This is a genomic window from Leuconostoc palmae (genome assembly GCF_019656075.1).
Lineage (GTDB): Bacteria > Bacillota > Bacilli > Lactobacillales > Lactobacillaceae > Leuconostoc > Leuconostoc palmae.
This window is the reverse complement of the sequence record NZ_BPKZ01000004.1, coordinates 1-24,308: the sequence shown is the minus strand read 5'-3', so window position 1 is coordinate 24,308 and position 24,308 is coordinate 1. Positions and strand designations below refer to the sequence as shown.

Sequence of the window (24,308 nt, the reverse complement as noted above, 5' to 3'; positions counted from 1 at the left end):
CACTACATATTACGATCAATGATAAATATGCACACAAAAAAAGTTATTTACGATTTTTTCGTAAATAACTTTTTTTAGACAATACCCTTATTCCCCTAAACGCGCTCTGAAATCTTTAGTTTGTTCTTCATAACCAGGCTTACCCAATAATGCAAACATAGCTGTTTTGTACGCTTCAACACCAGGTTGATTAAAAGGATTGATACCAAATGTGTAGCCTGATGCGCCTACAGCCATTTCAAAGAAATAAATCATATAGCCCAAAGTGTACGCATCTTGTGCAGGTAGATGCAAAGCTAAGTTTGGCACACCACCATCAACGTGAGCTAAAGTGACACCCTGTGATGCTTTTGTATTAACTTCGTCAATTGTAATTCCTTCTAAATACTGAAGACCGTCATTATTCCCTTCTTCATGTGGCAAATCTAAATTAGAGACTGGGGAGTCCAACTTGACTACTGTTTCAAACAAGTCTCTACGACCTTCTTGTATGTATTGTCCAAGAGAGTGAAGATCTGTTGAATAGTTAGCTGATGATGGATAAATTCCCTTTTGATTCTTGCCTTCTGATTCACCCATCAATTGTTTCCACCATTCTGACAAATATTGCATAGAAGGTTCCCAATTGATTAGCAATTCAGTAGTATATCCCTTATCATAAAGAATTCTACGTGTTGCCGCATATTTGTAGGCTTCATTTTTAGTAATGTCTGCTTCCGAATATTCAACTTGTGCGTCATGAGCACCATCCATCAAAGCTTGAATATCAGCACCACTAGCTGCAATTGGTAACAAACCAACAGCTGTTAATACAGAGAAACGTCCACCAACACCATCCGGAATAGTAAACATTTCATATCCTTCTGCCACAGACTCATCGTGCAATGCACCACGATTAGCATCCGTAGTTGCATAGATACGCTTCTTAGCGTCAGCAGTACCATACTTTTTTTCCAAAAGTTGTTTGAACACTCGGAAAGCAATTGATGGTTCTGTTGTTGTTCCCGACTTAGAAATAACGTTAACAGAGAAGTCTTGGTCACCAATCACACGTACTAAATCATTCAAATAAGAAGCAGACGTTGAATTCCCTGCAAAGTATACCTTGACACCTTGACGATCACGTTCTGGCAACTCATTATTGAACATAGGATTTAGAAAATCAACTGCCATTTTGGCTCCGAGATATGATCCACCAATTCCAATGACAACCAAAACTTTTGAGTCAGACATAATTTGTTTTGCTGCCTTCTGAATACGTGAAAACTCATCTTTATCATAATCAGTTGGTAGTGTAATCCAATCAGAATAATCTGCCCCTGCTCCTGTGCGGTTGCGCAGTTGTTGATCAGCCATTGTAATTAATGGTTGCATTTCTGCTAATTCATGATCCGCCACGAAATTTTCAATATTTTTTGTATTAAATGTGATATGTGCCATAACTTTTGTTGAGTAACACACTTTAAAAGCTGTATTACAGTTCCTCCTTTGAATTTGTTAAGCGCTTACAAATTTATTTTATCACAAATTTGTTGCAGCTGCGTTATCAATAATAATTGTAACATCATTATGACGTTGAAGTACTGAGGCTGGCAAATCCTCCGTAATTGGTCCATGAACCATCTTTGCCACAGCCTCAGCTTTTTCTTTTCCAAATGCCATTAACAGGATTTTTTGGGCACTCATAACTGAAGCAATTCCCATAGAAATAGCTTGAGTTGGTACATATGATTCTTTTTCAAAAAAACGAGCATTGGCATCAATGGTTGACTGCGTTAAATCAACAATATGTGTCGTCGTATCAAATGGTGTACCCGGCTCGTTAAATCCAATATGTCCATTTCTGCCTAATCCCAACAATTGAATATCAATTGGATTTTCTTGAATAATTTGATCGTATGATTTTGTTGCAGCATTATGGTCAGGATTTGTTCCATCAGGCACAAAAGAAGCTTTAAATGTTTTGCTATTAAACAGGTTTTGATTCATAAAATAACGATAACTTTGCTTATCATCTCCTGATAATCCGAGATACTCGTCTAGATTTATAGCGGTACTATTTGAAAAGTCTAAATCACTCTCAACAAATCTCTTATACAGTTCAATTGGCGTTGAACCAGTGGCTAATCCAAAAACATTAGCCCCTTGGGATAATGCAACTCGATAAATCTCAAATGCACAATTTGCACCAATAGATGGATTTTCAACTTTGATAATTTTCATGATGACATCTCCTGATTTTGGTCTATACCAATATGGTCTATACCAATATAATAACATATATTAATCAATTTGGATAGAATATTTTATGTAAAAAAGATTTCTACCACTAAATGACAGAAATCTTTTTTAACAATCAAATAAATGATGTCATATTTTAACACAGCAAATAGCTTGCCCATTACTCTGAGTGGTTTATCAAACAATACATCGTGATTCTTTTTGTGTATTAGAAATACACTCAGCTTTTCAAGTAATTGGTACATCATCATTACAATTCAATTTACCATTTTTAATTGAGCGTCAACTGACTATATTATTTTGGCCCGCTGCATTTTTTCTCCTAGACTTTTTGCTTCAGTGGCATCAATATTTTAAAAACTGTTAATTGATCATCTGACGTTGCACTGACAGAACCACCATGCTGATTAATGATTCCTTTAACAATCGCCAAACCCAATCCTGTTCCACCAGTTTGGCTGTTTCTAGAACTTTCCACGCGATAGAATCGATCAAAAATGTCAGTTAAAGCTTCTTTAGGAATTCGTAAACCATCATTAATCACTTTAATTTCTACCATGCTATCTTTAACTTGCGCTGTCAGTTTGATAAATGTTGCCCCTGAACCATATTTAAAAGCATTTGTAATTAGATTAATGAACACACGCGCTAATTTATCAGAATCTGCTTCTAGAATGATTAAATCTGGATTGGTCAGTTGCATCATTTGAATTTTATGTTCTTGAGCTTCAATTGCATAGCTAGCAAGTAATTGAGCAAATAAATCACCTAAACTTAACATCGTCAAATTTAGTGTTGCATTGTGTGCCTGCGTTTTTGAAAACTCAAACAAATCTTCGACCAATACTTTCATCTGATTAGACTTGTCGTAAGCTGTGTGAATATACTTAGAACGATCATGTTCGGATAGCGATTGTCCGTTCATCTCTACTAATCCAAGATACCCGATAATTGCGGTTAAAGGTGTGCGCAAATCATGTGAAATATTAGTGATCATTTCATCTTTAGAACGCTCACTTTCACGTTCTTCTTCTCTAATTTTACGGGTATTTTTAGCAATTTTATTAGATACGTCTATTAAAGCTTGTGTTTTAGGCGCATATGGAGCCTGCCAATCTATTAATCTATCGGAGTTTTCACTAGCAATTTTTCGCATTTCACGAATTAAGTGTACTAAGCTTTTCTCCTGACGCCATCTAATAAACTGCCAAACTATAATCAAAGCATTTCCAATGAGTAATACTACAAGTTTACCAATTATAATTAGTTGCTCAGATAAATAACTACTTACTCTCTGCACAGGTATCGTAATAATAAACCAACTAAAAAGCAGTAATAACAATAATGTCATTACCGCATAATATAGTGTTATGCGATTGTGCTTTTGAATCTCAACTAATTTTTTCATCAGTTCACTTCTATTTTATAGCCGACACCCCATACCGTTTGAATAACTTGATCACCATTAGTGGCTTCTTCTATTTTATCTCTCAAATGTGACACATGAACCATAACTGTTTTAGCTGAAACAACTGATTCTTGTTGCCAAACACGCTCAAAAATATCATCAGCTGAAAAAACGCGATTAGGATGAGAAGCCAATAAATATAAAATACCAAATTCTAACGCTGTTAAGTTAACAATATCTCCACTAGAAGTTTTAACTTCATGACTATCTTTGTTAATAACTAACGATCCAATGTCTAATACATCTGGCGTTTGATCTTGCACTGAGTTTTCAGCGCGACGAAGTAATGAGCGAATACGTGCCATAACCTCAAGAGGGTTAAATGGTTTCGTCACGTAGTCATCAGCACCCGTAATAAGACCTTGTATTTTGTCCATGTCACCTGATTTTGCAGACAACATCAAGATGGGAATTCGACTATCTTTTCGGACAACCTTGACTACTTCAAGACCGTTCATGTTAGGCATCATCACATCTAAGACCATTAAGGCAATATCTGGATTGGTATGTAATTTAGATATTGCTTCTTTGCCATCAGAAGCCATGATTGGATCATATCCTTCATTTTTTAAATAGATTTCCAGTAACTCGGCAATTTCAAGATCATCATCTACAACTAGGATTTTCATGGCAAGGCTCTCCTATTTTTTATTTTTTGTGGCATCTAACCGTGCTTGCTGTGATAATTGACTAATCGCAAAGAATCCGCCTTTTAATCCTGCTTGTTTGCGATTCCATTTGAAAACACCATAGGCAACAATTGCTAAAATGATGTAGGCAATTGAAGGTAAGGTTGGATTAATAACCGTTGGAAGCATCCCCAATACTAAGAAACCAACTAGCCAGGCTATGACAGCTCCAGCTAAATATAGCCACCGTTTTGTTGAAGATGGGTCTTGTGACAATTTTGGATTGGGTGTCAGCTTTAAAACAATGTTAGTGTAGATAGATCCCCCTAGAATTGATATTAGTAGCAAAGATACAATGCCCGCTCCTTGATTAGTTTGTTGTTTTGCAAAAAATAATGACAATCCAAAAACAGCACTAAATAATATGAAGATAACCAGCGATGTATCTAAAGACAATACCCAAAACTTGTAGTCATGTAACTTTTTAGCTGTTACTTTTGGGTCTAAATATTTTTGCGCTGCTTGCGTGGGTGTTCCAAAAATTTGGGTAGCTGTTACACCTGTCCCTTGTGCTTCACGCAGTTGCGTACTAACATCTTCTGTAATATCTTCTAATTGTTCAGCTGTTAATTTGCTGTCTTGAGCCAATATTTTCTTAAATCGAAATATAAAATCTTCATTCTTTTTAGTTAATTGGAAATTATCTTCTTTCATGGGGCTCTCCTCAAAAATTATGTACGTAACCAGGCTGGTTACATTTTAGTTATACATTAAATCTATATTCGATAATATCGCCATCATTGACGACATATTCTTTACCTTCAGAACGTAGTTTACCAGCTTCTTTTACGGCCTTCATTGACCCTAATTCATCTAAATCGGCAAAAGCTACTGTTTCAGCTCTAATAAAACCACGCTCAAAGTCTGAATGAATAACTCCTGCAGTTTGTGGTGCTTTCATTCCTGCTTTAAATGTCCATGCACGTGTTTCCTTACCACCTGCAGTAAAAAACGTACGTAAATCTAATAAATGATAGGCCGCACGAATCAGTTTGTTTAATCCTGGTTCTGTTACGCCAGCCATTTCCAAAAATTCAGACTTATCTTCATCAGCTAGCTGTGCTATTTCTTCTTCAGCACTGGCTGACAAAGCAATAACATCAGCACCTTCAGTTGCTGCAAAATCTTTAATATCATTAAAATATTTTGATTGTTCTGGTGCCGCCATATCATCTTCAGCAATATTAGCAACATACAACACTGGTTTTGTTGTTAGCAGAAATAAACTTTTCACAATTTTTTGTTCTTCATCTGTAAATTCAAGAGTACGAACTGAGTGGCCTGACTCTAATACTGGTTTTATTTTCTCTAGAACTGCAAATTCTGCCTTTGCAGACTTATCTGCTCCTTTAGCAGCACGGGCCACTTTCGAATATCTTTTATCTATAGTTTCAAGATCAGCCAATATTAACTCAGTATTGATTGTATCAATATCGTCTAAAGGATTCACCACGCCATTAACATGAATAATATCGTCTCCGTCGAATGCTCTCACTACATGAACAATTGCATTCACTTGACGAATATTATCTAAAAATTTATTTCCTAATCCCTCGCCTTTAGATGCACCCTTTACAATGCCAGCAATATCAGTAAATTCAAAAGTAGTCGGAATAAGTTTATCAGCTGGAACAAGTTCTTGGATTCTAGCCAAACGGTCATCTGGAACTTCTACCATACCAACGTTTGGTTCAATAGTGGCAAATGGATAATTTGCCATTTCCGCTCCAGCTTTGGTTATTGCGTTAAATAATGTTGATTTGCCGACATTGGGTAGACCTACGATTCCAGCAGTTAGTGACATAATTTAGGTATGTGATGCTACTATGATTCAACATCACATCCTCCTTTCTTTATAATAAATTAATAACTTAAGTCAGTTACTATTTTTAGAAATAATAACTCTTTTAAGTCGCTTATTAAAGTCAAACCTTGACATCATGATACTTCGGCCACAATTTGTACAAGACAACTTTATATCAGCACCAATACGTTTAATTTCCCAAGAATTTTCACCACAAGCATGTGGCTTTTTCATTTCGACAATATCATGTAATTCATACGCCAATGGTTCAACCATACTAATCAACCTCTATTTCAAGTATGTTTAAGATACGCTCCAAATCTTCATTGGAAACATAATTAATTTCAATTTTACCAGTACCTTTATCGCTCGTGTTAACTTTAACTTTAGTACCAAATTTTTCCTCAAGTTGAGTCGAAAGTGCTCTTACATATGGCGAAATTTGTTGATTAACCTGATGATGACTTTCAATACTACCTATATTTAATTGTTTCACTAAAGACTCAACTTGTCGTACGCTAAGTTGACGCTTAATAACTGTATGAGCAACTGATTCAATTCGCTTTTTATCTTTTAAACCTAAAATTGCACGCGCCTGACCCATAGATAAATTACCATTTCGAACCATATTTTGAACAGTTTCAGGTAATTTCAACAGCCTAATGGCATTTGCAACCGTTGTTCTTTCTTTACCAACTTTTTTAGCTAATTCAACTTGAGTCAATCCCAGTTGAGACATTAACGCTTCATACGCAGTGGCTTCTTCAATTGCATCTAATTCATCTCGTTGCAAATTTTCTACTAATGCAACCGCTGCCATGGTATTATCATCTACTTCTCGAATAATCGCAGTTATCGTTGATTGTTTAGCTAATTTAGATGCCCTGACACGTCTTTCCCCAGCGACGATTTGATAGCCTTTGTCATGCTTTCGCACAATGATAGGTGTTAGAATACCATTTTCTATAATAGAATTGGCCAATTCTTTTAATTTATCATTATCAAAATGGTGTCTTGGTTGAAATGGATTAGCTGCAATATCAGCTAAGCTAATTTTAGTAACGCTTTCAAAAGATGCAGGGGTTTTTATTACATTTTTAGTGTGTTCCAGTGCTTCTTCAGTGACACTATTAGCATTAAATAATCCGCCAAGCCCTTTCCCTAATCCACCTTTTTTACTTACCATATTGTTTCAAAACCTCCTCTGCGAGATCTGTATAAACTTTTGCGCCAGTAGATCTTGGATCGAAGTCAATAATTGCCTGTCCATAAGAAGGTGCCTCACTTAATCTTACTGTACGAGGAATGACTGTATCGTATACTTTGTCACTAAAGTAGTTCCTTACTTCTTCAGAAACTTGTTTGGCTAAATTAGTTCTCCCATCGTACATCGTTAACAAAATACCTGCGATGGCTAAACCATCATTAAACTGTTGTCGTACTAATTCTATTGTATTGAGTAATTGACCTAGACCTTCTAAAGCATAGAATTCAGTTTGTACAGGAATCAGAATTGCATCTGCAGCAGTAAAGGCGTTTACTGTTAGCAAACCAAGGGCTGGTGGATTATCAATTAATATAAAATCATAGTCTTCAGAAACTTCATCTAATGCCTTTTTTAAGCGATACTCGCGTTGATCTTTATTAGCTAACTCGATTTCTGCCCCTGACAACTGAATTGTAGCTGGTAATAAATCATAGTTATCAGTTGGCACGATAACTTCTTTAATTGGACTGCCGTCAACAATGACATCATAACTGTCTTGTTCTAATTCTGACTTATCAATACCAGAACCACTTGTTGCATTTCCTTGTGCATCAATATCTATCAACAAGACACGCTTCCCTGATTGAGCAAGTGCCGCACCTAAATTAATACTGGTCGTTGTTTTACCAACACCACCTTTTTGATTAGCTAATGCAATAATTTGTGCCATAAGCTGTTGGGATCCTTTCTATCAATCTAACTGACTATAGATTTTTTATCTCTTTATTGAATGGGCTTTTTACTGGGTGTTCCCGCTTGGCGTGGATACTTTTTTGGTGTATGTGTAACTTTGCTAACAATTTGAATATATCGTTGATCACCGTTTGGCAACTTAAAATCGAATGATTTTACTAATGATCCACCAAGTGTGGCTAACGCTTTCTTACTGTCGGCCAACTCTTGTTCAGCAGCAGCGCCTTTCATTACTAAAAATTCGCCACCCAATTTGACAAATGGTAATGTATATTCCGCCAAAACACTTGTCCGTGCTACAGCTCTTGCTGTTGCGAAATCAAACTGTTCTCGGTAACTATTGTTTTGACCGATATCTTCGGCGCGACCGTGTACTATATCAACATTCGACAAATCTAGCAATTCTACTACTTCTTTTAAGAAGTTAACACGTTTTTGAAGAGCATCCACCATTACTATTTTAAGTTGTGGAAAAGCTATTTTTAGAGGTAATGATGGAAATCCAGCTCCCGTGCCAATATCGATAAGTGTCTTGCTTTCATTCTGCAATGGCTTAACATAGTGAGCTAATATCAATGAATCATAAAAATGCTTCAGATATACTTCTTGCTTATCTGTTATAGCTGTTAAATTAACATGTTCATTGGTCTTAATCAGTAAATTAAAATATTGTTCAAATTGTTGAACTTGTTTTTCAGTTAAAGAAATGCTAGCGTTTTTTAATGCTAAAATAAACTCGTCGATTGTCAATTTTTTGCTCCGTTTCAAGTTTGTACAGCACAAAAAGCGCTAATTACAACTAATACAAGAATACCTGAAAAAACGCTATTTTTCAACCTTTCCAGCATTCACTGCTGTATCAGTAATTTTGGCAATTTCTAACAAATACCAAGCATTAAAGGCCTCTGAATCAACATCAGTTGCAACGTGTATATTTGTGCTTTGATGATCGAAAGATTGAATGTCTGCTACGGTGGCACCAATAGCTGGTCCATCAGTTACAACATCAATCCAATAATCATTCAGTACATATTTATTAGGTGCTAAAAGAAAAAACAACGTGTTTACGTCATGCATAGGTTTTCCATTAGCCAAATTACCATCTCCATAAAAAGAAAATAATTGTGTCAGCATGTTACCCGTCTCATTCATATGTGACAATACGTTCATAGATTCATTTGTTAAAAGCGCTTTTTGGGTTACATTTAATCCAATCATTGTAATATCTAGCCCACTGTCAAACAGGATTTTAGCTGCATCAGGATCTGTATAAACATTAAACTCTGCTACAGAAGTCATATTCCCTCCAGCAATGGATCCTCCCATGACAACTACACGATCTATTTTTTCTAGCGATTCAGGGTACTGCTGAATTAGCTTAGCTAAATTAGTAAATGCACCGACAGCAACAATAGTGATTTTGTCCGTACTTTCAGTTAATGTTTTTCTGATTGCTTCCACTGCATTAAGAGACAACGGTTTCTGATTCGTTGCCTCAAATTGGTATCCCGGCATACCATTGACACCATGAATATTAGAAGCATCCTTAAAAGCTTTTACCAATGGTTTTTTGGCTCCTTGAGCAACTGGTACATCTCTACGATTAAAAAAATGGGTAAGTTTCAAAGCATTAGCAGTTGTTTTATCAACAGAGACATTACCAGCCACAGTGGTAATTAAGCGAACATCGAACTGTTTGTTACTTAATAAAACTGTTAGTGCTGCTGCATCATCAATTCCAGGATCAGTATCAAAAATTATGGGTATTTTTTTTGTCATTAGTCACAAACGCATACGGCTTTGATAGTTTACTATATGGCTATTAAAGAACAACACGTATTCCTCCATTCCTTGTCTCAATGTCATTATAACAAACAGCATTGATCATCATCGAATTAGTTTACTTGATGCCTAATTAAGTTAATACTGTACTAAAGATTTTATTAATATAATTTTTTAATTATTTTTTAAAATTATTTTTTATTTAATCATCTATCATATTTAAAACATTTTTTTATAATGAATAAAGATATATAAGCCCAAACAAATATTTTATAAAAATACTAATATATTGGTTTAAACCTTTATCAATATGAGAATAAAATAACAGTTTATCGTTATTTAAAACACATTATTACTTGAAATAAGTGATTATATATGCGATTTTAAAATTATATGTTATAGTATATATCTAACAAAAATATAACATATAAAGGTAATCATTATTATGACTGGATTGGCATATAACATCATTACAGAATGGGGACGAGAAGTTTACGCTAGTGAAACTGGCGACACCTCATTTAAAAATGTTCCAGAACGTGTCCAAAGATTGTGGCACGATTTCCGTTATGCCTATCAATTGTCAAACGAAGAGCGCAATTTAGAATTCAACCGTATCTTAACTGATTTTCAAACAAACGGTTGGTCAAAATAATTGATTTTAAAGTAAAAGCCTATATTTTTAGGCTTTTTTATTTTCAAAAGAAATCATTTTGGAAAAATATGTACGTTAAAACTCATGTTAAAATAATAAACATAGACAATAATTTGGAGAAAAAAGATGAATCAAATCTTAAAAGAACAATTTCTATTGGATAATCTTTCTCAAGATCAAACTAACGTTATTCATGATATTAATCAGTACATTCATCAAGGTATCAAGGATGACAATCATTCGGTTGCGATTATTGAAGGTGCTGCAGGGACAGGAAAGTCTGTCGTATTAATGCAATTGGTTAAAAGTTTTATGACCAATAAATCATTTAATTCTGCCCTTGTCGTTAACCATCCTGAGTTGTATAAAGCTTATCAAGATATGGCAAAAGATTTCCCTGGACTCAATACTAAATCTATTCGTCGCCCAACTGCACTAATTAATGATGCCAACAAAAATAATCGCAAATATGATGTTATTTTTGTGGATGAAGCTCACTTACTGTATTCTAAATCAGAACCGTATGCTCATTATCGCGGCAACAATCAATTAACGGATCTAATGTCTTTGTCCAAAGTTGTTGTGGTCGTTTATGATTTCAACCAAGTTTTTCAATCTAAAATGTATTGGACAAAATCATTACTTTATCAAACAATAGCCGGACACCCTTATCGTGAATATAACATGAATTTTCAGTATAGGATGATTGCTAGTAATGAGCAAATAGACTGGATAGATAACCTAACTAGCCAACACCGTATAAACAAGTTCCCTACTAATAGTCAGTTTGATTTCAAAGTTTTCCCAACTGCCGCAGCATTATATGAAAAAATCAAAGAAAAAAATAGCGATGTCGGATTAAGCCGTGTCGTGGCTACATCGGGGTTCCCTAGAATTGACGGTCGTCACAATGTTGAAATGGACAATTTTTCATTACCTTGGGATGAATGGGATCCACAACGCACACATTGGGCGAAGAGAGAATCATCTATTTCACAAGTTGGTACAATCTATACGTTACAAGGTTTTGATTTGAATTATGTAGGCATGATTATTGGCCCTTCTTTTGGCTATAATAAACAAAAAGATTGTCTAACAATTATACCGGAAAAGTATTCTCATAAAGAGATATTTAAAAAACGATCAGATATACAATTGTCATCAAAAGAATATCAAGCATTTATAGCTAATGTTTTAAATGTTTTAATCAAACGAGGTAAGTACGGTTTGTACTTAACAGCCTATGACGACGAATTACGGAACCGATTACTACAAACACAGGCATAAAAAAAGCACACTGTATAGTGTGCTTTTTTTATGCCGTCGGTGGGAGTCGAACCCACACGGTGTTGCCACCACTGGATTTTGAGTCCAGCGCGTCTGCCAATTCCGCCACAACGGCATATAAGTTATTTAAGTAAACAACTATATTATAATATCAAATTATATTGATACGGTCAAGCGTTTCTAAATTATTTTCATTCATTTGAATTAAATGCATGATCAACGTGCTTCGAGGCATTTTCTAGTAGAATTAATATGTGTGAATCGCTTAATGAATATAAAACTACCCTACCTCGTTTAACTGTTTGAACCAATTTTGCTTCTCGTAACAATTTAAGTTGATGCGAGACAGCTGACTGTTCCATGTTTAATAAATTCATAATCTCGCTGACTGACAAAGAATTTGATTTCAACAATTCTAAAATCGTCAAGCGTTGTTTATTACCCAAAATTTTAAATATTTGTTCTAACTCTTCAATCGTTTTAGTCTTCATGATGAATATTATAACAGCATTTCAAAAATTATTTTTTTAAATGCTAGTTTTTTATACTGATTTAATATTACTACGTTATATTTTACTCAAGAATAAAACAAGTCATCTCAAACAACGACGCGTTTTGGAAAGGCAGGAAAATGCATATGACATAATTTGCTAATGAGCTATCATTAGCGCACGAAACCCCATGGCTACTTTTCCTAATAATCCTCTCAATATTCTCTTCTAAAAACTCTCTTAAAAATAAAAAGCCCCGATAAACAGGATAGTTTATCGGAGTTTCGTGCTTTAACTATTAATATCTTATCGAATTGGCCTACGCGCAACCATTGAAGAAATTTTTGCGTGGCGTGCAATATATGCTGCTTGTGATCCAAGTGATTCCCAAAAGCCCTCACGTGAATGTGCACCAACAATTATGAGATCAGCATCGACCTTTGGCACAATATCTTGCAACAACGTTTCTCCGGCTTTTGCGCCATCACCAAATATCGTCGTTACGTTTTCAGCTCCTTTAGATTCAGCATACGCTTTATATTTTTCAAGGTTAGCTTCTATTTCAGCTCTACGTTCTTTAATAGCATCTAGGTGTAACGCATCAATTGCTGATAAATCTCCCATTTCCAAAACAGAAGCAATAATTAATTCAGCTTCATCCTCGCTTGCTTGATGAATGGCATTAGCCAAAGCAACATACCCTTGTTCAGATTCATCGACACCAACTAAGACACGCTTAAATTGAATCGGTTCGATGTTTAAGTTTAATTCACTCATATTATCTCTCCTCTAAGTATTAATTCTTTACTTAAGCGCCCATCATTTGCTGAGCTAAGTTAATAATGATTTGGATATTCAACCCTGTTAAGACGATAAAAGTTATCCAAGCAAGAACCGTCATCCAAGCTGGATTGGCGTACTCACCCATAATCTTTTTTGATGATGTAAAGTAAATTAATGGTGCCATGGCAAATGGCAAAGCAATTGATAAGAATACCTGTGAATATACAAGTAATTGATCTAACTTATCCTCTGAACCACCATAAGCTAATGTAAATATAACAACAGGAATCAATGCTAATCCACGTGTTACAACACGACGTAGCCACATCGGAATTCTCATGTGGATGAAACCTTCCATGATAATTTCACCAGTTAGTGTACCCGTGATTGTTGAGTTTTGACCTGATGCTAACAATGCTACAGCAAACAATGTTGATAATACAGGTGATGCAACAGCGCCAGCTATTTCTTTATTATTAAGTGCATCATACATTGATCCGAATGTACCAATCTGATCACCATGTCCAAAGAATAATGCTGCGCCTAAAATTAACAACAAAGAATTAATCACAAATGCTAATGAAAGTTGAATATTTGAATCCCATGTCATTAATTTGACAGCTTCTTTCAATTCGTTAGCATTTTTACGATCAACTTTACGAGTTTGCGCAATTGATGAATGTAGATATAAGTTGTGGGGCATTACTGTAGCACCAATAATACCAAGTGACATTAGAAGCGGTGAATCCACTCCTTTAGGTCCATGAGGAGAAACTGCTTGTAATTGTGGCAAATAACCGCCAAACAAATCAACAATATCAGGGTTTGATAGTGCAACTAAGTAAGCAAATATAACCAAAATTGTGATGATTAATGTCATAACAATAGCTTCAATCTTGCGGAAACCAAATCTCATTAACAGCAATAACAAGATAACATCAAATGCTGTTGTCAAGACGGATGCAATCATTGACCAGCCAAATAGCAAGTGCAAAGCAATAGCGCCACCCACAACTTCAGCAATATCTGTTGCCATTAAGGCTAACTCTGTAACTATCCAAAGTACGAAGCCACCTTTTTTGCTGGTACGTGCACGTGTAGCTTGAGCCAAATCTTCCTGTCTTACAATACCCAACTTACCAGCCATGTATTGCAACATCATTGCAATCAATGATGAAATTAAAACAATTGACAACAAAACGTAGTGGTACTGTGCACCACCACCTACTGAGGTAACCCAGTTACCTGGATCCATATAGCCTACAGCAACCAAGGCTCCTGGTCCTGAAAAAGCTAGTAATTTACGCCAAAAAGACCCATCTTTAGGTGCTTCAATTGAGCCGTTAACATCGCTCAAGCTCAAAGTGTCATCTGCCTTTTCTAGCAGATGATTTTTTGGTTTAACACTGTTAGAATCTTGCATTCTAATTCTCCTTTAGATTTCTCTTCAGAGCAAATAAAACGAATTGATTCAAATACGTATTTAGTATTCACTTTTATCAGCTACTTAATGGTGAGCTAAACACGTATTAGAATGCTAAATAATTTTCATAAAGGATTTCATTCAACAATGTTGAAAGCTTATGAAAGGTATCTAACTCGATTATCCTACTCTAATACATATTACATATTACACGTTTTAAATTATACGTCAACTAAAAAAAAAGAAAGAATCACTTATCTTCCTTAAGTATCCCGTTGTTTTTTATTAAATGATAAATATATTTATACATCTAAAGTCTTTTAATCTACTTTATTAAAAAATTAAATTTAGGTAATAATTTAAATAATATTACAAGGTTGATCAAATATTTTAGTTTCAATTTGGATTGTGACATGATGAATATCAAAATCATGGCGGAGAACTGTCGTGATGTCTTCCAGTAATTCTTCAATATCTACATTGTCTGCAACAGATAAGTGAACCGTAAGCGCTGTTTCAGTTGTTGAAAGTGGCCAAATGTGTAAATCATGTAATTTTTTTACCCCATCATGATGACTAAGGTACTTTAAAATAGCTTCTTCATCAATTGATTCTGGTACGCCATTAACTGCCATTGTAATTGTTGAAGCCATAACTGGCCAAGATGTCACTAAAATGATTATCCCTATAATCATCGAAACAATGGCATCAATTACCATAATACCTGTAAATTTAATCAAAAGACCAGCAATGATAACACCTACAGACACACCTGCATCTGCTAATAAATGAATGTAGGCTGTTTTAGCATTTAAATCCTGTTCCTGATGATGCCCATGTTCATCTGGTGCACCACTAACCTTAAACAACATGGCAGTGAAAAAATTGATCCCAATACCAATGGCGGCAACTATTGTCACCATCATACCGTTTGTATGAACTAGTGGCGGCATAATAATATCTCTAATCCCTTCATAAAAAATTGTAATTACTGCAAACATCAATAAAATTGTATTGAATAGACTTGCCAAAATAGAAACATTATGCCAACCATATGTATGCTTTTTAGTTGCTTTTAAACCAAATGCAATAACAGCTAACCACGCAATCACCAAAGCCAAAACGTCACTCAAATTATGAAAGGCATCAGCAAATAGTGCTGTTGAATGTGCTAGTCTTGCAAAAATTAATTCAGTTAGGACAAAAATAAGATTTAACACAATACCTATAATATAAGGTGTTTGTTTCATTTTTACTTGTTCCATGTTTTTCCCTCCAACTTCACTATATCACACATGAATTTTTTTTCATATATATAAGTTAAAAAAGCCTTAAGCTTAAATTTTTAGTGATTGAAAAACATCAACAGCATCACCAATAATTTGTTCAACCTTAAAAGGTGTCTGAATAAATTCCAAATTAATAGCTACAACTGGAACCGACTGTTGCACATAGTTTAGTAATCCTGCAAATGGATACACTTGAAAACTAGTCCCGACAATAATTACCAAGTCTGATTGTTTTATCCATGACACGGATTTTTCGATGTCAAATGGCATTTCTTCATAAAAAGTGATTTTAGGTCTTAAATAATTGTTTTCTTGATCTAAAGGGCTTTTCAAATAATCATCAACTTTATATTTTTTATTGTCCGTTGGTGAGTATATGTCATATAAAGAACCATGAAATCGAATTAAATTTGATATTTTAGTATTAGCTTTAACATGTAAGTCATCAACATTTTGCGTTATTATTTTGGCACGATTCAGTTGTGTTAACGTTGCCATTTTTTCATGAATAATATTAGGCTGTGCATCTGGAAAATACATATTATCAATCATAAATTGATACTGCTTGAGTGGTTCTTTTAAAAAAGCAGTTAAAGATAATAAATATTCAGGACGTAATGTTTGTCCATTATATATACCATTTTTTGAACGATAATCAGGAATACCCGATGCAGTTGAAACGCCAGCCCCTGTTAAAAAAATAATATGTTCTGCTTCGTTAATTTTTTGCTGCAATCCTGATGTCATCATCTTATTTTCCTTCTTCCGTTCCTCTAACAATATATGGTAGTGCCACTTTTTGGAAAAAATCTCCGACTTTCATTTGATACAGGTCTTTAAAAAATGTTGCTGAATCCTGATTCTCAGGTTTAGTTATGATAAAACTGTTTTGCCCGTCCACTTTATTCAGACCCACATAGGCTGTTTTGTGTGTTTGAAAATCAAACATTTCAGAATGATATATTCTAAATACTTGACTGATTGATTGATTGAGTTGACGATTAGAAAATACACTAGTTAGTGCGACGTATTCTTTAGCATTAATTGTTGGTTTTCCCCATTTTTCCATCACACTATCTATTGATGAAAACAGATTAACTACTTGTCGACGAACATGTCTTGGCTGCTTCAAATCAGCTAATAAAATAGGTGCCACTAATTCTTTTGCTGCTGTATAAGCTAATGGATATACATCAGCAAGTTCATTAAAGTCAAAGTCACCAGCATCTGCAAAAATTAATGCATCAACCAACATTAATAATCGCCATAAAATTTCATCATCAATGTCTCCGGTTTCAGGAGATAATTCTGACATCACACCGCTCAAATAAGCTTTGCCAGTTAATTCTGTTAAAACATCTTGTTTTCTTAATTCGCGGTAAGTTATCGCATGTATCACACTACGGTGCATTCTTGCGGCAATTTGAATCAACTGTTGATCTAATTTTTCATCTTGAAACGTCAACGAAAAAAATATTTGTGGTGTTATACCATTTAACGTTAATAACATTTTCAACAATTCATTGGCAAACAAAAAGTCACTTTCTGTATCTTCAGCCAACTCTATCAACAACCGATCACCAAATGCTTCTTGGGAAACACGATCCACATGTAACCGTCCATCCCCTTTACCAGCTACTCTTGTCATCACTGTTCCCGGGTATATCGCATTCACTTGTTCTAGTAAATTTTCTACTTTATGTTTCATTTCTAAGCTCCATTAATTTCATTTTAGCAATTGATTCATCAACGTACGCTTCCGCAACTAATTTACTAACCAACTCTGGTATTTCATTTTTATTAGCCCCAATTTGTAAAGCCAATGCACGATACTGCATACGCATGTGTCCTCGTTGAATGCCACCATTTGCAATTGCTTTTAAAGCTGCTAAATTTTGTGCCAATCCAACTGCACCAATTACAGATCTTAATTCATCAGCCGAGTCAATATTACAAATAGCCAAATTGATTTGTGACTGTGGCATCGCTGAAATTGCCCCACCAACTATACCAACTGATATTGGTAGTTTTAACGTTCCCACTAATAAGTTCCCATCTATATGCCATGAAGTCAGCGATTGATATTTACCATGCCTACTTGCATATGCATGACCTCCTGCCTCTACTGCGCGCCAATCATTGCCCGTAGCTAAAACCACTGCGCTAATGCCATTAAAAGTCCCTTTATTCTCTGTTGTTGCCCTATAGCAATCATTTTGTCCAAACTCACTTAATTCTACAATTTTTTGAGCGGCTTGTTTACCACCAACTGCCGGTATCGCCACACTACCTGTTATGGTGACTACTTGTGCTGTGGCATAGTTTGATAAAATCGCTCCCACAATATTTGATTCATACATATTAAACAGTACTAACTCAGCTTCCAATATCGTATTGACAATATTAGCCCCCATAGCATCTTTAGTGTCAATCATGAAATCTATACTAACTTGCTTTTTAGAAACTTGTCTTGCATGAACTGACTTTAAACCACCACCGCGTTTATAAATACTAGGTTTAGCCATTTGCGCCGTTTTGAATAATTGTACTTGATTGCTTTTTACAAAGATATTAATTTCTTCAAAATCAATATTTTTAAACATGATTTGCCCAATCATTACTGTTGGACTTGATAAGGTAGCTTTAATGCCACCACCAGTTTTTAATAACTTTGCACCATAATTGGCCGCTGCAATCACACTAGGCTCCTCAATTGCCATTGGCACATTGTATGATTTACCGTTCAGTTGTATATCTTTCAAAATACCTATTGGGACATTTAAATCTGAAATATAATTTTCAACTAACTGTTCATGAATACTATCTTGATGATTATGTAGATATTGCTTGTCTTGCTCTAGTAAATTTAAAGACGCCAAACGTTCATCTGGCGTCATTTCATAATATTTTTTTATCATCTTTTATCATCATTTCCGCAATTAATCCTTCACGAACACCGCTTTCTGAAAAAACTACTTTGGGTGCGTGAATAAAGTTCATCAAATTAAGTAATGGTAGCAGCCCACTAATGATGATGTCAGCACGCGAGGTCTCGAGTCCCGCAAGATTTTCACGTTCTAATCGAGTCATATGTCTCAGACCACTAAATATGTCTGTCACTATAGCTATAGGCATTTCAAACCCATGAATATCATTGACTTCATTTTCTTTTAAGATGGTACGCCCCATACGTGCCAGTGACCTGTTTGCACCACCTAATAGTATTACCGGTAAGTTGTGAATATTTTGAAGCCAGTTTAATTTCTGATATTGCATTAAAATATGCTTACAAGCTGATTCAATATCGGTTTGTGTCACATTATTGGCTAAATTATAGTCTTCTGATAATGTAACTGCACCAAAGGGCAAACTAACTGCTTCTTTATTTCGACCATTTTCTACTAAAATCAGTTCAATTGATGCGCCCCCTGTATCTAAAATGATTGCATCTTTTATGTCAAGTGTTGAGACAACACCTAAATAATCATAATAGGCTTCTTCATCGCCTGTGAGTACTTGAAATTGTATATTCAGCTCATTTTTTACACGATTTAAAAACACATCCTGATTTGTAGCAACACGAACAGCTGCAGTAGTTATAGCTCTTACTCTCGGAGTATATTTCTTATACTGCTGTTGAAACCTTTTCAAAGCAGCTATTGTTCTTCTTATAGGTTCTTCCTGTAGAATCTTATCATCACCCATATTCTGAGCAATACGTGTATCTTCCTTTTCACGAATGATTTCTTTATAAGTGCCATCACTGTTCAACTCTTCAACAACCATACGCGCTGAGTTACTACCTAAATCAACAATTGCTAAATAATCCATCCCAATACCCTAAAAATATTATTTATTAAATATAAGTATAACAAAAAAGATAGCCATCGGCATTGAAACATATGATATTATATTCATTTTTCATCATAACACCATGCTTATTAAAACACCTCATTAACAAAAAATGACATCCTCACAGATGCCAGCCTTCTCAATGCTTTGCAATACTAACGTCAGAAGAAGTGACCAACGCACCGCAAGTCATCGAAATAATATGTTTACTTTAATCATAAATTCAGGAATTTCCCTGCTTGCATCGCTATTTCTCCGTAAAGCATTAATGAACGATTACTAATTTACAAATTTTTTGATTCTACGAAATGAGCCCCAATCAAACGGCTTGCTGCAAAAATTAACAAACCAACTAAAATAGAAGAAACCGTGACATCACTCAACCAATGAGCTCCAATACGGACACGGCTCATTGCTGTTAAAATGCCCATTGCAATGTCGAAAATTGTCATTTGCTTTTGAGCAGAAATGTTTTGACGTGAAACAAACAATGCAAGATATAGAAATAACCATCCTGACATCGTATGTCCCGAGGGAAAGGAATTATGACCGTTAACACCATTCATATGATACCAAGGTGTAAATTCACTGTATGCTTGCCCAGAAACTGTTGTCATTTCATATGGTCGAAACCTTCCCCAAAGTGTTTTCACTTCACCAATCATTGTTTGTGCAATAAACACCGTAACCAATCCAACAACTGCAACAGTCACTAAATAATTTAAATCAGCATCACTTTTTTGATTAATCCAGCGTGCAAATAAAGTGGATAAGACTAATGTTATAATCGCAGCTAGTGTCCAACGCAATAATTCTGGGTAGTTTTGAACTGCAGCAGTATTATTTGCTACACCCATTGGTATCCCCTTTGAAATATTATTTAACATGGAAAATGTATAACTAAGTGCATTTTGAAGTAGAGATAATGATTGATTAAATGCAAAGACAAGCATTCCACCTGTCATAATATACTTAATAAAATTATCTGACACACGTCGCCAAATGTACCAAGCCATTACTTCTGAACAAACAAAAGCTACTACTTGCGCCCCCTGATCAGCATAGTTTTGAAAAATATTCCCGAATATTGAATTCTGGTTCATAACCGCTTGTGTCACATTTTTATCAAAAAAAGTTGCAGTCAATAATGATACAATCCCAATTCCTAAAAGTGAAAAAACTACTTTTTTTCAATACTCGTTGTTTTAAAGACACTATGTTTTTGGTTAACGCCAAAGCTCCAATTACTCTGACGATTACTGACATCCCCTGTAAACTGCATAACATAATACTCCGTTTCCTTTTCTATAGTTTCATTGTAAATAATCATTGTGGATATTACGTCAATGTTTCATCAAGAAAATGTAAAAAGCTGATTGTTTCCAATCAGCTTTTTACATTTTTACTGTGCATCTAATATTTCATTAATTACATTTAAATTATTTTGTGCTATACCTGAAGATCCAACGGGAACCTCACTACCAAACTGCGTGCCAGTCTTTTTACTTGATAGTTCTAATGATTGTCTCAACTTGTTGGTAACACGTTGCTTTTCTTTTTCAGGCACCATTTGATAACTAACCCCCTCATACATGTCACCGACACCTTGCATATGGTCTGAAACTTGATTCTTGGTTGCTGGCATGTATTTTTTAGCCAGTTGCATAATCTGATTATAATTCATATCAGTTTCAACGTTTGTTGAAATCGAATTCATAAAATTAGCATTCATCAATGTCGAAATGCTGGCTGATTTTTCCAACAATGCTTTCAAAACAAGACGTTGACGGTATTGACGACCATAGTCACCCTGAGGATCATCATAGCGCATACGAGAAAATGATAAAGCAGCATCACCATTCATAGTAGTATAGGACTTAAAGTTCTTACCGTCTTTAGCATATTCAAATTTTTCCTGACCTTTAAAAAACTTGTATGTCGCTGGTGTGGTATCTGCTTCTGGTGTATAGGTAAAGGTAAGTGGCGAAGAAACATTTACACCGCCAACTTGATCAATCAATTTTTCTAATCCACCCATATTAACTAATACATAAAAATCAATTGGCACATTTAAGTAATTCTGTAATGTCATCATAGATGCGCCAACCCCAGCTATCGGAAAAGCCGCATTTAATTTTTGAGGAAATGTATTTTCAGCACCAACAATAGACATCATAATATCACGCGGTATTGACATCATAGTTGTCGTTTTAGTTTTAGGATTAACTGTAATTAACATCATAGAGTCTGTTAATCCTGTACGGTCTCGCTTCAAAGCGCCGGTATCTGTACCTAACACTAACATAGAGAAAGGTTTCCCAGATTTCAACACCTCAGAAACATTCCGTGCCTTCGTGACATTGGCACTACGCTGCATCTTATTAATCGACTGATGTACATTATTTAATATAGTTGCAAACACAATTGCACCAATAATAGAGCACAACAAAACAATTACAATCACAATGCGCCAAATTCTTAATTTACGTTTTCTTCTTTTTTTAGGTGGCTTAGGCCCCCCCATATTCCCTGAAACATTTGAATTAAGTTGTTGTGAATTCATACTATTGTGTATCTGTTGACGTCTTGAAGTGCGACTCAAATCTTGGTTATTCATGCTTGCCCCCATTTGGTATGAACTATTATACCATTAAAAATGATACTCTAATATACGATCGTACACCCTCAGACTAGTTTTTAAAACAAATTTTAAGCACGTCCAGATAATTTTTTTAATAGTCTATACGCTTTATATTTGATTGGATTGACTGGTAGGATAAAGCTACCAATCAATTGTCTAGCATAACCATTAAAAGCTGTTTTAAATCCTAATACACCATCTGAACCATCAAACAATCCGGATATACCGTAAAAATTATATATAGGAATATTTTCTGTCATAGCTGAACGAATCATTGTATCTTGAATTTGATACGGACCGTAATAATCCATATATTCTTCGTATGTCCCAGAATAAAGATACGTTATCTCTTGTGGTTGCTTAATAAATAAAGCACCAGCTACAACAACTTTTCTTTTCCTAGCCTTCTCATATTGTTGAGTTGCTTTTGCTATTCGACTATCATGATGATTTTTTTGATCTTCAAATTCTTGATACTGTCGTTTAAATTTATTTTGTAAGGGATATTTATCAATTTTATGTTGTATATTAACCAACTTTGTTATTAAATTATCACGCTTAGTTTGTTCTGAATTAATATACGTCTCAAAATCTAGTTCAGCAAAAATAAATGTGGCATCTTCTCCATATATATCGTAAACATCTTCGTAAAACGCCAAACTTTTATCATGATAATGTAATCTATCAGCTGTTTTTTGGGTTAATTTTTTAAATTCAGATAGTTCTGAACGCTTTAATTGCCTAAGTTGAATACCAAACTGCTGATTTTTCTTCAAATAATACTGTACATTTTTGGTATAACTCTTCGTTAACTCAGCGTTATCTACAATACCAGTTAACTTCTTTTGATATTCCCAAGTAGGTGAGCCATTTGTTGACATACCGAAACTAAAGGGCTGATGTTGGAAGTTATATTTTTCTAATTTAGCAATTAGCTCTTCATTGACAATTTTTTGCGTAACACCTTTATTATCAGTTAATTGATAACTGACATTAGGAACCCACTCTATATATAAAACACCATGTTTTTTTGCAAACTGTACACATGAATTTACAAAGTAACTAACTAAAGAATCATCAGAAAAATCAATTAATGGCCCTCTATCAAATAAAAAAACAGAACCAAATTTCGTTTTTTCTGTTGTAATAAGCGCTGCAGCAACAATAGTATTATCGTCTTTAACGCCAATTAAAATAGGATTTCTACCACGAGTGCTTAATAACTCATACTGCTTAGCAGACTGAGTATACGAGCCCATACTGTGATTCAATTCAAATTGCTCGTATTCTTCTGGTGATAATTCTGTAAATCGTCGCATTTTCGATTGTTATCCTCTATTTATTATTATACAAAAAAAACGCCCCGAGGACGTTTTAAAAATTATTATTATTAATATTGTCCAACATTTGATTCTGCAACAATTGTACCACCAACAACACCGAAACCAACTGAAGTTGCGTTTGGGTTTGCAACCCACATGCGGTGGCCAGGAGTACCATTAGTCATCATATTTGTTTCATTATACCAAGCATCAACCACTGATCCAACACCCAAACCAATAGCAACAACTTCACCATTAGTTTGGAAATGATTTGTTGGTAAACCACCATTAGCAACAGCATTATTTGCACGTGACTGCGCCTGATTTGTCAATCCTGAGTCCAAAGATACAGGTGCCAATCCCAATGATGCGCGCTTTGCATTCAAAGAATTCAACAGAGCTTGTGCTGTCGAATTAGCTACAGGTTGTGCTGATGCTGCTACAGGTTGTGCTGACGCTGCTGCAGGTTGTGCTGATGCTGCTGCAGGTTGTGCTGATGCTGCTGCAGGTTGTGCTGATGCTGCTGCAGGTTGTGCTGACGCTGCTGCAGGTTGTGCTGACGCTGCTGCAGGTTGTGCTGACGCTGCTGCAGGTTGTGCTGACGCTGCTGCAGGTTGTGCT

At 35.1% G+C, this 24,308-nt stretch carries 24 protein-coding genes, 1 tRNA gene and 1 pseudogene; 2 read left to right on the top strand and 24 right to left on the bottom strand.

Features of this window, described 5'->3' with window-relative positions:
- Window positions 1-87: 87 nt before the first annotated feature.
- From K5Q12_RS02825 to rihC, 11 genes are all read right to left on the bottom strand, one after another.
- Entirely contained in the window at window positions 88-1,440 is a 1,353-nt protein-coding gene (locus K5Q12_RS02825; protein WP_220742209.1) for a glucose-6-phosphate isomerase, read from the bottom strand.
- Window positions 1,441-1,521: 81 nt separating this feature from the next.
- Window positions 1,522-2,223: a glucosamine-6-phosphate deaminase gene (locus K5Q12_RS02820; RefSeq protein WP_220742208.1), complete on the bottom strand. Its 702-nt coding sequence runs from the start codon at window positions 2,221-2,223 to the stop codon at window positions 1,522-1,524.
- A gap of 340 nt (window positions 2,224-2,563) precedes the next feature.
- A complete protein-coding gene (locus tag K5Q12_RS02815; RefSeq protein ID WP_220742207.1) occupies window positions 2,564-3,649 on the bottom strand; it encodes a sensor histidine kinase in 1,086 nt (361 codons plus the stop codon).
- The gene (locus K5Q12_RS02810) at window positions 3,649-4,338 is read right to left on the bottom strand and encodes a response regulator (RefSeq protein ID WP_220742206.1); all 690 of its coding nucleotides are present in this window, start codon (window positions 4,336-4,338) and stop codon (window positions 3,649-3,651) included. Before K5Q12_RS02810 ends, K5Q12_RS02815 begins: the two co-directional genes overlap by 1 nt.
- A gap of 12 nt (window positions 4,339-4,350) precedes the next feature.
- Window positions 4,351-5,052: a DUF1129 domain-containing protein gene (locus K5Q12_RS02805; RefSeq protein WP_220742205.1), complete on the bottom strand. Its 702-nt coding sequence runs from the start codon at window positions 5,050-5,052 to the stop codon at window positions 4,351-4,353.
- A gap of 49 nt (window positions 5,053-5,101) precedes the next feature.
- The gene (gene ychF, locus K5Q12_RS02800; protein ID WP_220742204.1) at window positions 5,102-6,202 is read right to left on the bottom strand and encodes a redox-regulated ATPase YchF; all 1,101 of its coding nucleotides are present in this window, start codon (window positions 6,200-6,202) and stop codon (window positions 5,102-5,104) included.
- 72 nt (window positions 6,203-6,274) lie between these two features.
- Window positions 6,275-6,478, bottom strand: a complete 204-nt coding sequence (locus K5Q12_RS02795; protein WP_220742203.1) for a DUF951 domain-containing protein — start codon at window positions 6,476-6,478, stop codon at window positions 6,275-6,277.
- 1 nt (window position 6,479) lies between these two features.
- A complete protein-coding gene (locus K5Q12_RS02790) occupies window positions 6,480-7,388 on the bottom strand; it encodes a ParB/RepB/Spo0J family partition protein (RefSeq protein WP_220742202.1) in 909 nt (302 codons plus the stop codon).
- Window positions 7,378-8,139, bottom strand: coding sequence for a ParA family protein (locus K5Q12_RS02785; protein WP_220742201.1), 762 nt, complete (start codon window positions 8,137-8,139; stop codon window positions 7,378-7,380). The genes K5Q12_RS02790 and K5Q12_RS02785 overlap by 11 nt, the downstream gene beginning before the upstream one ends.
- A gap of 53 nt (window positions 8,140-8,192) precedes the next feature.
- Window positions 8,193-8,912, bottom strand: a complete 720-nt coding sequence (gene rsmG / locus K5Q12_RS02780; RefSeq protein ID WP_220742200.1) for a 16S rRNA (guanine(527)-N(7))-methyltransferase RsmG — start codon at window positions 8,910-8,912, stop codon at window positions 8,193-8,195.
- Between the two features lie 75 nt (window positions 8,913-8,987).
- Window positions 8,988-9,941 (bottom strand): ribonucleoside hydrolase RihC, encoded by a 954-nt coding sequence (gene rihC, locus K5Q12_RS02775; RefSeq protein WP_220742199.1) that lies wholly within the window; start codon window positions 9,939-9,941, stop codon window positions 8,988-8,990.
- A gap of 448 nt (window positions 9,942-10,389) precedes the next feature.
- On the opposite strand from rihC, the gene K5Q12_RS02770 reads away from it, so the two are divergent.
- Together K5Q12_RS02770 and K5Q12_RS02765 are read left to right on the top strand one after the other, a co-directional pair.
- The gene (locus K5Q12_RS02770) at window positions 10,390-10,599 is read left to right on the top strand and encodes a hypothetical protein (protein ID WP_220742198.1); all 210 of its coding nucleotides are present in this window, start codon (window positions 10,390-10,392) and stop codon (window positions 10,597-10,599) included.
- Window positions 10,600-10,725: 126 nt separating this feature from the next.
- Window positions 10,726-11,886 (top strand): DUF2075 domain-containing protein, encoded by a 1,161-nt coding sequence (locus K5Q12_RS02765; RefSeq protein WP_220742197.1) that lies wholly within the window; start codon window positions 10,726-10,728, stop codon window positions 11,884-11,886.
- 31 nt (window positions 11,887-11,917) lie between these two features.
- Here K5Q12_RS02765 and K5Q12_RS02760 read toward each other — a convergent pair.
- From K5Q12_RS02760 to K5Q12_RS02700, 13 genes and pseudogenes are all read right to left on the bottom strand, one after another.
- A tRNA-Leu gene (locus K5Q12_RS02760) sits at window positions 11,918-12,001 on the bottom strand.
- A 76-nt stretch (window positions 12,002-12,077) separates the two neighbouring features.
- Entirely contained in the window at window positions 12,078-12,377 is a 300-nt protein-coding gene (locus K5Q12_RS02755; RefSeq protein WP_220742196.1) for an ArsR/SmtB family transcription factor, read from the bottom strand.
- Window positions 12,378-12,683: 306 nt separating this feature from the next.
- Window positions 12,684-13,154, bottom strand: coding sequence for a universal stress protein (locus K5Q12_RS02750; RefSeq protein WP_220742195.1), 471 nt, complete (start codon window positions 13,152-13,154; stop codon window positions 12,684-12,686).
- Window positions 13,155-13,185: 31 nt separating this feature from the next.
- The gene (locus K5Q12_RS02745; RefSeq protein WP_220742194.1) at window positions 13,186-14,583 is read right to left on the bottom strand and encodes an Nramp family divalent metal transporter; all 1,398 of its coding nucleotides are present in this window, start codon (window positions 14,581-14,583) and stop codon (window positions 13,186-13,188) included.
- A 359-nt stretch (window positions 14,584-14,942) separates the two neighbouring features.
- A complete protein-coding gene (locus tag K5Q12_RS02740; RefSeq protein WP_220742193.1) occupies window positions 14,943-15,848 on the bottom strand; it encodes a cation diffusion facilitator family transporter in 906 nt (301 codons plus the stop codon).
- Window positions 15,849-15,920: 72 nt separating this feature from the next.
- Entirely contained in the window at window positions 15,921-16,622 is a 702-nt protein-coding gene (locus K5Q12_RS02735; RefSeq protein ID WP_220742192.1) for an NAD-dependent protein deacylase, read from the bottom strand.
- A 1-nt stretch (window position 16,623) separates the two neighbouring features.
- A complete protein-coding gene (locus K5Q12_RS02730; protein WP_220742191.1) occupies window positions 16,624-17,580 on the bottom strand; it encodes a nitrate ABC transporter ATPase in 957 nt (318 codons plus the stop codon).
- On the bottom strand, window positions 17,570-18,790 hold the full coding sequence (locus K5Q12_RS02725) for a hydroxymethylglutaryl-CoA reductase, degradative (RefSeq protein WP_220742190.1): 1,221 nt from the start codon (window positions 18,788-18,790) through the stop codon (window positions 17,570-17,572). The genes K5Q12_RS02730 and K5Q12_RS02725 overlap by 11 nt, the downstream gene beginning before the upstream one ends.
- Window positions 18,771-19,703, bottom strand: coding sequence for a Ppx/GppA family phosphatase (locus K5Q12_RS02720; RefSeq protein WP_220742189.1), 933 nt, complete (start codon window positions 19,701-19,703; stop codon window positions 18,771-18,773). The genes K5Q12_RS02725 and K5Q12_RS02720 overlap by 20 nt, the downstream gene beginning before the upstream one ends.
- Before the next feature lie 305 nt (window positions 19,704-20,008).
- Window positions 20,009-21,006 (bottom strand): annotated as a pseudogene (locus K5Q12_RS02715) (phosphatase PAP2 family protein).
- A gap of 120 nt (window positions 21,007-21,126) precedes the next feature.
- Window positions 21,127-22,341 (bottom strand): LCP family glycopolymer transferase, encoded by a 1,215-nt coding sequence (locus tag K5Q12_RS02710; protein WP_220742188.1) that lies wholly within the window; start codon window positions 22,339-22,341, stop codon window positions 21,127-21,129.
- A gap of 92 nt (window positions 22,342-22,433) precedes the next feature.
- Window positions 22,434-23,684, bottom strand: coding sequence for a peptidoglycan bridge formation glycyltransferase FemA/FemB family protein (locus K5Q12_RS02705; RefSeq protein ID WP_220742187.1), 1,251 nt, complete (start codon window positions 23,682-23,684; stop codon window positions 22,434-22,436).
- Between the two features lie 71 nt (window positions 23,685-23,755).
- On the bottom strand, window positions 23,756-24,308 hold a 553-nt coding region (locus tag K5Q12_RS02700; RefSeq protein ID WP_220742186.1), incomplete at its 5' end, for a CAP domain-containing protein.